Source organism: Hymenobacter agri (genome assembly GCF_054778495.1).
This window is the reverse complement of record NZ_BAAGZM010000146.1, coordinates 1-8,246: the sequence shown is the minus strand read 5'-3', so window position 1 is coordinate 8,246 and position 8,246 is coordinate 1. Positions and strand designations below refer to the sequence as shown.

The following is an 8,246-nucleotide window of genomic DNA, read 5'->3' as shown; positions in this document are numbered from 1 at the left end:
CGGCCACCGAAGCCACGTTCCGGGCCGCGGCGGCGGCGGCGTTGCGCGGAGCCCAGCCGCACGAGGACAACCGCTTCAAAGTAGAGCTGGCCCAGAACACGCTGGTGCAGGCGTTGATGAAAGTGGCCGGCTAAGATTTGCAAAGAGGCCGCGAGAACGTCATGCTGAGCGCAGTCGAAGCATCTCGCGTGGGGTAGTAACTCAATCGTTGCAACGTCATTGCTTAGTGACTGCACGCGAGATGCTTCGGCTTCGCTCAGCATGACGTTCTTCTTTTCAGCATAACGCAGCTATTATCATGGATACCGAACCAAAATTTTTCGAAACCAACCCCAAAGCCGGCGTGGTGGGCCAGCCCCTAAACCGCGTGGACGGCCGCGACAAGGTGATGGGCCGGGCCAAATACGCCGCCGAATACAACCAGTTGCCCGGCCTAGTGCACGCCGTCATCAAAACCAGCGACGTGGCCAAAGGCCGCATCACGGGTTTTGACATGTCGGCGGCCCAGAAGCAGCCGGGCGTGCTGGCCATTCTCACCTATCAGAACATTCCCAAGCTGGCCAAAACGCCCAACGATGCCGACGGCAAAAAGGCCATCGGCGCGCCTATGGGCTACCTGCCCCTGACGGACGACCAGATTCACTACGCCGGGCAGCCGGTGGCCGTGGTGGTAGCCGACACACTGGAGCGCGCCCAGTACGCCGCCGCCCTGCTGAAAGTGCAGGTAGCCGCCGAAAAGCCCATTGCTTCCTACGAAGACCCCAAGGCCCAGCTGTTCGACCCCGAGAAGATTCAGGACGGCAAAGCGGCCGGCCACGTGAAGCGCGGCGATGCGCAGGCAGCTTTCGCGGCTGCCCCCATCCAGCTCACGCATAAGTACACGCACGCCATCAACCACCACAGCCCGATGGAGCCCGGGGCCACCACGGCCCACTGGGAAGCGCCCGACCGCCTCACCATCTACGAATCGACGCAGGGTGTGACGCGCACGCAGAAGTCGGTGAGCACCATGCTGGGCCTCTCGGCCGAGCAGGTGCGCGTCGTCACGAAGTACCTCGGCGGCGGCTTCGGCTGCAAGGGCTCAGCTTGGCCGCACACCATTCTCACGGTGCAGGCCGCTAAAGCGGTGGGCCGGCCGGTGAAGCTGGCCCTCACGCGCCCGCAGATGTTTACGGGTATGGGCCACCGCGAAGACCAAACCCAGACCCTGCGCCTGGGCGCGACCAAGGACGGCAAGCTCACGGCCCTCATCCACGAGAAAACCTCGACTACGTCGCCCTGGGACAATTATGCCGAGTCGAACAGCAAAATCATCAACATGCTCTACGAGTGCCCCACGTTCGAGGCCTCGTACCAGCTGGCGCGGGCCAATGTGATGACTTCGACCTTCACCCGCGCCCCCGGCGAGGCCCCCGGCTCGTTTGCACTGGAAAGCTCGATGGACGATTTGGCCTATCAGTTGGGTATTGACCCCATCGAAATCCGGCTGCGCAACTACGCCGAGAAGGACCCCAGCAACGGCCACGCCTGGAGCAGCAAGAGTCTGAAACAGTGCTACCAACGCGGAGCCGAGCTATTTGGCTGGAGTAAGCGCAACCCCAAGAACGGCGCCACCCGCGACGGTCGCCTGCTGGTGGGCTGGGGCATGGCCACGGCCAGCTACCCGGTGCATAACTCGCAGGGCACCGCCCGCGCCCGCCTCTACGCCGACGGCCACGCCGTGGTGCAGGCTGGCGCCACCGACCTAGGCACCGGCACCTACACCGTGATGACGCAGGTAGCCTGCGATGCCTTGGGCCTGCCCGTGGATAAAGTGCGCTTCGAGCTGGGCGATACCAAGCTGCCCACCGCGCCCAACTCGGGCGGCTCGGTGGCGGCCGGCACGGTGTCGTCGTCGGTATACATGGCCGTGCAGGATTTGTGGCAGAAGCTCATTAAGGTGGCCGTGCTCGATAAGAAGTCGCCCCTTTACCGCGCCAAAATCGCCGACGTGGAAGCCAAAGGCGGCCGCCTTCAGCTGAAATCGGACCCGAAAAAAGGCGAAGGCTTCGCCGACCTGATGAAGCGCGCCGACATGAGCGACATCGAAGGCAACGGCCAGGGCCGCTACGGCAGCGGCTACGAAGACGCGCAAGCCGCCGCCAACGCCGACCAAAGCAAAAAGGACGAAGCCGCCCAGCACTCCATGCACTCCTTCGGTGCGCACTTCTGCGAGGTGAAGGTGGACCCCGACCTCGGTACCGTGCGCGTCACGCGCTGGGTGAGCGTGCACGGCGCGGGGCGCATCCTCAACGCCAAAACCGCCCGCTCGCAGATTATCGGCGGCAGCATCTTCGGCATCGGCGCGGCCCTGATGGAAGGCACCGTGCGCGACCAGAACTTCTCGCGCTACACCAACGCCAGCCTGGCCGACTACCACATCCCCGTGAACGCCGACATCCCGGAAATGTCCGTGGAGTTCATCGATGAGCACGACCCGTACATCAACGCCATGGGCGTGAAGGGCATCGGCGAAATTTCGATGGTGGGCGTATCGGCGGCAGTGGCCAATGCTGTGTTCCACGCCACCGGCAAGCGCGTGCGCGAACTACCTATTACGCCCGATAAGGTACTGGGCACGAAAGCAGTCTAATTCACACTCTCGTCTGTCATGCTGAGCCGAGCGAAGGGCCTTATCACGCGGGAAATTCCTGAGTGATAAGGCCCTCCGCTCGGCTCAGCATGACAGACGTTTTTTAGCCCCATGCAAAGCACCCAGCCCGATGCCCCCGTAGCCCTGCTCCTGCTGGCCGCCGGGGCCTCCACCCGCATGGGCCGCCCCAAGCAGCTCCTGCCCTATCACGGCCGAACCCTGCTCCGCCACGCCGCCGAAACAGCCGAGGCTAGCGGCTGCGCGCCCGTGGTACTCGTTACCGGGGCCTTGCACGAGGAGTTGATTATTGAAGTGGCTGGCCTGCCCATCCAGGCCGTGCGCAACTTAAATTGGGAATCCGGCATGGCCTCGTCCATCCAGACCGGGCTGGCGGCCGTGGCCCCGGCGCAGCCCCGCGCCGTCCTCATCATGCTGACGGACCAGCCAATGGTAACACCCGCGCTGCTGCAGCAGCTGGTGGCGCAGCAGCAGCTGCTGCAGGCGCCCATCGTGGCCGCCGCTTATGGCGACACGTTGGGCGTACCCGCCATCTTCGCTCAGGCAATATGGCCGCAGCTAATGCAGCTACAGGGGCAGCAAGGCGCGGTGCGGCTCATTGCGGGGTTGGGCGCGGCCGTGGGGCGGGTGGCTTTTCCGGAAGGATTGCTCGACGTGGATACGCCGGAGCAATACGCGGCGCTGGTGTCGTCGAAATGAAGAATTTGGTTGTTACTTGCCGGCATGAAATCACTATTCCGCCTCTGCCCGGTGGTCTTGTTTTCAGTCTGCGTAGTGTCGGTCGCGACGCTGCCTGGCTGTGGCAAGAAATCGGGTTCCACTCCCGCTCCTTCGCGCGCCAAGCTGGCCATTCGCCGCCTACAAACCGATGGCAACAATACGATGCTTTACATTCAGGTGCGCCGCGAAGACGCTGGCGAGCCGTTTCTGGAGCGCATCGGGGGTAACTCCGACACCTACGGCGGCATCGCCGAAACCGGCCCCGAAACCGACGCGCCAACGGGTAAATACAGCTTTCGCGCCTGGTACCCCGATGTTGTGGCCAACCCACGGTACCCCTACAACCCGCCTCTGCGTGGCAAAGCCCACGCCGAGCTGCTCGTGAATGGCCAGGTGCAGGCCACGCTCGACCTCGATGCCTCCCGGCCCAACTTTGAGCGCGACACCTGCTCGCGCACGGTTACGCTACAGGTGCAGTAGCCCAAATTTGTTCTCGCTTCACGCAGCGCCTTTGGATGGTTTGGGTCTTGCTGGCCACGGCCCCCAAAGGCGCTTTTATTTCGTACCCGATTCCAGCTTGCGCAACTTGTCGGCCCGCCACGCGGTGATGGCTACCACTACCAGCGTCATCAGCCCGCCGAATACCACCGAGCGCACCGTGCCCAGCAGCCGGGCCGCCGTACCGCTTTCGAAGGCCCCAATCTCGTTGCTGGAGCCAATGAAGATGTTGTTCACCGCCGACACCCGCCCCTTCATATACTCGGGCGTGTAGAGGTGGATGAGCGTGGAGCGCACAATCACCGATACCGAATCGAACACGCCCGTCAGAAACAGCAGAAACAGCGACAGGAAGAAATTCTTCGACAGCGCGAAGCCAATCGTAGCCAGCCCGAAGCCCGCCACCGCCCACAGCAGTTTCAGCCCGGCCCGGCGTTTCAACGGGAAATACGTCAGGAACACCGCCATCAGCACCGAGCCGACGGCCGGAGCGGCCTCCAGGTAGCCGAAGCCGGTGGCGCCCACTTTCAAAATGGTGGAAGCGAACACGGGCAGCAGCGCTACCGCCCCGCCAAACAGCACCGCGAACATATCCAGCGACAGCGCCGCCAGCACCAGCTGGTTGCTAAAAATGAATTTTAGGCCACTCAGCACGTTTTCCTTCAGGCTGAGACGCTCGCCTCCTTCGGCGGATGGCAGCGGGCGGCTTGCAATGAGCCCAAACTGCCACAGCGCCAGCGCCAGCATGGCCGCGCTCACCACGTAGGAATTGGCCACGCCCAGCTGGGCAATCAGGTAGCCGCCCACGGCCGGGCCCAGCACCGCCGAGGCCTGCCAGCTAGTCGAGTTCCACGTCACGGCGTTGGAGAGCAGGTCGCGCGTGGGCAGCAGCTGCGGCATAAACGAAAACAGCGCCGGCCCCATAAAGCCCCGCGCAATACCGCTCACAAAAATCACCGCGTACAGCGGCAGCGTGTAGAGCGCGTCCTTCGCCAGCAGGCCCAGGCCGTAGGGCCTGGCCAGCACCGCCAGGGCCACCGCGCACAGCAGCAGCAGCGCCAAGGCCGGCATCACAATGCGCTTGCGCGGCACCGAATCTGCCACGTAACCCGCGTAGAGCGACACCACAATGCTGGGCACGGCCTCCGACAAGCCAATGAGGCCCAGCGCCAGCGGGTTATTGGTAAGGTGGTAAATCTGCCAGCTTACCACCAGCCCCTGAATGCGGGTGGCAATGGTGAGCAGCACCCGTGCCGACACCAGCCGGCGAAAATCGGGCACGCGCAGCGCCGCGTAGGGGTCGTGGGCGGGCGCAGAATCGGCGGAAGGCAGCATAAGCAGAAAACCACCTGTACGGGTGGGCAGCGGCAAAGGTAGCCGGGGCCGGGCGCGGGCTGGCTTTGCGTGGGTGTTTCGGTTATCTTGCAAGAGCACTTCTGACCGCGCTTCCGCTTCCTCCCCATGCCCGACTTCGGCCTCGACATCATGCCCCGCCCCGACCTGCCGGCCGTAGTGGCCCGCTGGCAGCGCGAAATCAGCGAAACCGAGTTGCACGACGGCTATTTCGCCATTCTGGCCGCCGCCGATGCCCTCGGCTGCTGGCGCTGGCTGCTCGACCTGCGCCGCCGCGAGGAGCTGGCCACTCCCGCCCTCACGCAGTGGATGAACCACGAGTTCTTTCCGCGGCTGGTGGGGCGCTACGCCCAGCCTGTGCGCATTGCGTTTCTGGCCTCGCCCCTGCGCGCCCAGCTGCAGGCCTCCGACAGCTCGGTGGCGGCCATCAGCGCCAAATCGACCATCGAAGAGGGCTACCTCAGCGCGCTTTTTACCGACGAAGCAGCGGCCCACCGCTGGCTGGCACAGTGAACTAGCGCTGCTGCCCAAAATCTTTTGCTTCGGGCGGAAACTTTTTTTCGTGAATTTGCCTACGGCCAAACCCTTAAAAAAGGCCCAGATGAAGTTTTCGGGAAGGTTGCTTCAAATTCCTGAAAATATTTTGTCATTTTTCGGGTAAGCGCTATTGCGAAAGTGCGCGGCATTTTTCTACATTTGGACAGAATCCAGCGGCGCGACGCACCTGTCGCCGCGGAGCTCCCAAAATATTTACCGGTAACTGCATACTATGGCCTAAAGCTCTACGTTCCCTCCTCACCGTAGCCCTTTATGGACCTCTTGCAACCGAGCGACTCCGCGCTCATCTCGCTCTACCTGGCTGGCCAGGAATCTGCTTTCGGCCTCCTCCTGGAGCGCCACCGCAGTCGTGTGTTCACGACTATCCTGCTCATCGTGCGCGATGAAGAGGTGGCCGAGGACCTGTTGCAGGATACGTTCATCAAGGCCATCCACACCATGAAAAGCGGGCGCTACAACGAAGAGGGCAAGTTTGCCCCCTGGATTTGCCGCATCGCCCACAACTTGGCCATCGATTCGTTCCGTCGCAATAAGCGCACGCCCCACGTGAGCCTGACCGACAACGACCGCCTCGCCAACACCCTCACCCTGGCCGACGACGGCCCCGACGACGCCCTGGCCCGCGAAGAAACCCACACCCGCCTGCGCGCGTTAATTCAGGAGCTGCCCGCCGCCCAAAAGGAGGTATTGCTGATGCGCCATTACGGCGACATGAGCTTCCAGGAAATTGCCGACGCTACTGGTGTGAGCATCAACACGGCGCTGGGCCGGATGCGCTACGCGCTGATTAACCTGCGGAAGAAGATGACCGCAAATTCCCTGCATCATTATGATTCAAACTTTACCGTATTCGACGCTACTCCAGTATGTATACAACGAATTGCCTCCTGAAAGGCAGCGCGAGGTAGAGGAGGCATTGCAGCACGACCCGGACTTGGCCGCCAGCTGCGCCGACCTCCTTTTGGCCCAGCGGGCGCTCGACGGAGTACGTCGGGAGCCGCGGCCCGCCACCTCCGAGGCCATTTTGCGCTACTCGCGCACTTTTTTAAGCAAGTCCTGAGCCCCTTCGATTTTTTGTGGCGGCCGCTGCACACCCCGCGCTGGCGGGCATAGTGTAATCGCCTAGGAAAAGAACGTCATGCTGAGCGCAGCCGAAGCATCTCGCGTGCTGAAGTAATCCTAACAATTGGATTTACTACCATACGCGAGATGCTTCGGCTGCGCTCAGCGTGACGTTCTTTTTTAGAGCCATTTTCGCGGTCCTACTTTTGCGCTCCGCTCACTCCCCCACCGCATGACTCGCGCCGCCCGGTTCCGCTACTTTCTCGATTACTTCACCACCAACTTTCCGGAGCCTAAAACCGAGCTTGCGTATAACAATCCGTACGAGTTGATTGTGGCCGTGGTGCTTAGCGCGCAGTGCACCGACAAGCGCGTAAACCTGGTGATGCCCGCGCTGCTGGCCGAATTTCCTACCGCCGCCCACCTCGGCGCGGCTTCGGCCGACGACATTTTTCCCTTCATCCGCAGCGTTTCCTACCCCAACAACAAGGCTAAGCACCTGGCGGGCCTGGGCCGCATGCTCACCACCGATTTCGCCGGCGAGGTACCGAGCCAAATTGATGAGCTGCAGCGCCTGCCCGGCGTAGGCCGCAAAACCGCCAACGTGGTAGCTTCCGTCATTTATAACCAGCCCGCAATGGCGGTCGATACGCACGTTTTCCGAGTGTCACACCGGCTGGGGCTGGTGCCGAAAACCGCCACCACGCCGCTGGCCGTGGAGAAGGCACTGGTGCGCTATATACCGGAAGAATACATCAATAAAGCCCACCACTGGCTGATTCTGCACGGTCGCTACATCTGCGTGGCGCGTTCGCCGAAGTGCAGTATCTGCCCGCTGGCCCCTAGCTGCGCCTACTTCGAGAAGTATTTTGGCAAGGCTGCGGCCGTTGTGCCAATTGAAGAAAAGTAGCATCTGCTGCACCACGAGGCACTTCCATAGTACATATAGTTCCATTTGGAGTGCTAGGCAGCACAAAAGGCAAACTGACCAGCACAAAATTATTACACCGCCGCTTCCAGAATGTGCTGCACCTGCGCGGCTAGCTGTTGGCGGTCGAAATGCTGCTGAGCGAATGCGCGACCATTGCTACCGGCGGCGGCCAGCAGCGGCAGTTGCGCGAGCAGCTGGCGCAGGCGGGCAGCCAGCGCTTCGGGCGCGCCGGCCGGCACATACCAGCCGCAGGCGTGCTGCTCTACCAAGGCCTTCGTCCAGCCCGCGTTGGTGACCACTACCGGCGTGCCCACCGCCAGCGAGTCGTAGAGCTTGGCCGGGGAGTTGGCATCGAGCACTGGCAGCCCCAGAAACGACACCACCGACACCTCGGCCAGTGCAAACCACGCGAACACCTCATGCCGCGCCTGCCCACCTATCAGCCGGATGCGCCCCGGCCAGCGCGCCGCCGCC

Annotated in this window: 8 protein-coding genes; 6 read left to right on the top strand and 2 right to left on the bottom strand. The window is 62.6% G+C overall.

Annotation, left to right across the window (positions count from 1 at the left end; genetic code table 11):
• The first annotated feature begins 298 nt into the window (after nt 1–298).
• The 3 genes from ACYVDE_RS09590 to ACYVDE_RS09580 all read left to right on the top strand — a co-directional run bounded on the left by ACYVDE_RS09590 (nt 299) and on the right by ACYVDE_RS09580 (nt 3,850).
• On the top strand, nt 299–2,632 hold the full coding sequence (locus tag ACYVDE_RS09590) for a xanthine dehydrogenase family protein molybdopterin-binding subunit (protein WP_460501273.1): 2,334 nt from the start codon (nt 299–301) through the stop codon (nt 2,630–2,632).
• A 111-nt stretch (nt 2,633–2,743) separates the two neighbouring features.
• Nucleotides 2,744–3,349, top strand: coding sequence for a nucleotidyltransferase family protein (locus ACYVDE_RS09585; RefSeq protein ID WP_460501272.1), 606 nt, complete (start codon nt 2,744–2,746; stop codon nt 3,347–3,349).
• Between the two features lie 24 nt (nt 3,350–3,373).
• A complete protein-coding gene (locus ACYVDE_RS09580) occupies nt 3,374–3,850 on the top strand; it encodes a hypothetical protein (RefSeq protein WP_460501271.1) in 477 nt (158 codons plus the stop codon).
• 75 nt (nt 3,851–3,925) lie between these two features.
• On the opposite strand, the gene ACYVDE_RS09575 is transcribed toward ACYVDE_RS09580, so the two are convergent.
• Nucleotides 3,926–5,203 (bottom strand): MFS transporter, encoded by a 1,278-nt coding sequence (locus ACYVDE_RS09575; protein ID WP_460501270.1) that lies wholly within the window; start codon nt 5,201–5,203, stop codon nt 3,926–3,928.
• 126 nt (nt 5,204–5,329) lie between these two features.
• Between ACYVDE_RS09575 and ACYVDE_RS09570 the strand changes: the two genes are divergently transcribed.
• The 3 genes from ACYVDE_RS09570 (at nt 5,330) to nth (ending at nt 7,751) form a co-directional block, all read left to right on the top strand.
• Nucleotides 5,330–5,734 carry a hypothetical protein gene (locus ACYVDE_RS09570; RefSeq protein WP_460501269.1) on the top strand — a complete coding sequence of 135 codons (405 nt, stop codon included), beginning with the start codon at nt 5,330–5,332 and terminating at the stop codon, nt 5,732–5,734.
• A 297-nt stretch (nt 5,735–6,031) separates the two neighbouring features.
• On the top strand, nt 6,032–6,670 hold the full coding sequence (locus ACYVDE_RS09565) for an RNA polymerase sigma factor (protein ID WP_460501268.1): 639 nt from the start codon (nt 6,032–6,034) through the stop codon (nt 6,668–6,670).
• 403 nt (nt 6,671–7,073) lie between these two features.
• On the top strand, nt 7,074–7,751 hold the full coding sequence (gene nth / locus ACYVDE_RS09560) for an endonuclease III domain-containing protein (protein WP_460501267.1): 678 nt from the start codon (nt 7,074–7,076) through the stop codon (nt 7,749–7,751).
• Nucleotides 7,752–7,843: 92 nt separating this feature from the next.
• Here nth and ACYVDE_RS09555 read toward each other — a convergent pair.
• On the bottom strand, nt 7,844–8,246 hold a 403-nt coding region (locus tag ACYVDE_RS09555), incomplete at its 5' end, for a glycosyltransferase (RefSeq protein WP_460501266.1).

Bases quoted from the DNA above. Each gene is read 5' to 3' on its own strand.
- ACYVDE_RS09565 (WP_460501268.1), top strand. From the start codon at position 6,032: ATGGACCTCTTGCAACCGAGCGACTCCGCGCTCATCTCGCTCTACCTG.
- nth (WP_460501267.1), top strand. From the start codon at position 7,074: ATGACTCGCGCCGCCCGGTTCCGCTACTTTCTCGATTACTTCACCACC.
- ACYVDE_RS09590 (WP_460501273.1), top strand. From the start codon at position 299: ATGGATACCGAACCAAAATTTTTCGAAACCAACCCCAAAGCCGGCGTG.
- ACYVDE_RS09585 (WP_460501272.1), top strand. From the start codon at position 2,744: ATGCAAAGCACCCAGCCCGATGCCCCCGTAGCCCTGCTCCTGCTGGCC.
- ACYVDE_RS09580 (WP_460501271.1), top strand. From the start codon at position 3,374: ATGAAATCACTATTCCGCCTCTGCCCGGTGGTCTTGTTTTCAGTCTGC.
- ACYVDE_RS09570 (WP_460501269.1), top strand. From the start codon at position 5,330: ATGCCCGACTTCGGCCTCGACATCATGCCCCGCCCCGACCTGCCGGCC.
- ACYVDE_RS09575 (WP_460501270.1), bottom strand. From the start codon at position 5,203: ATGCTGCCTTCCGCCGATTCTGCGCCCGCCCACGACCCCTACGCGGCG.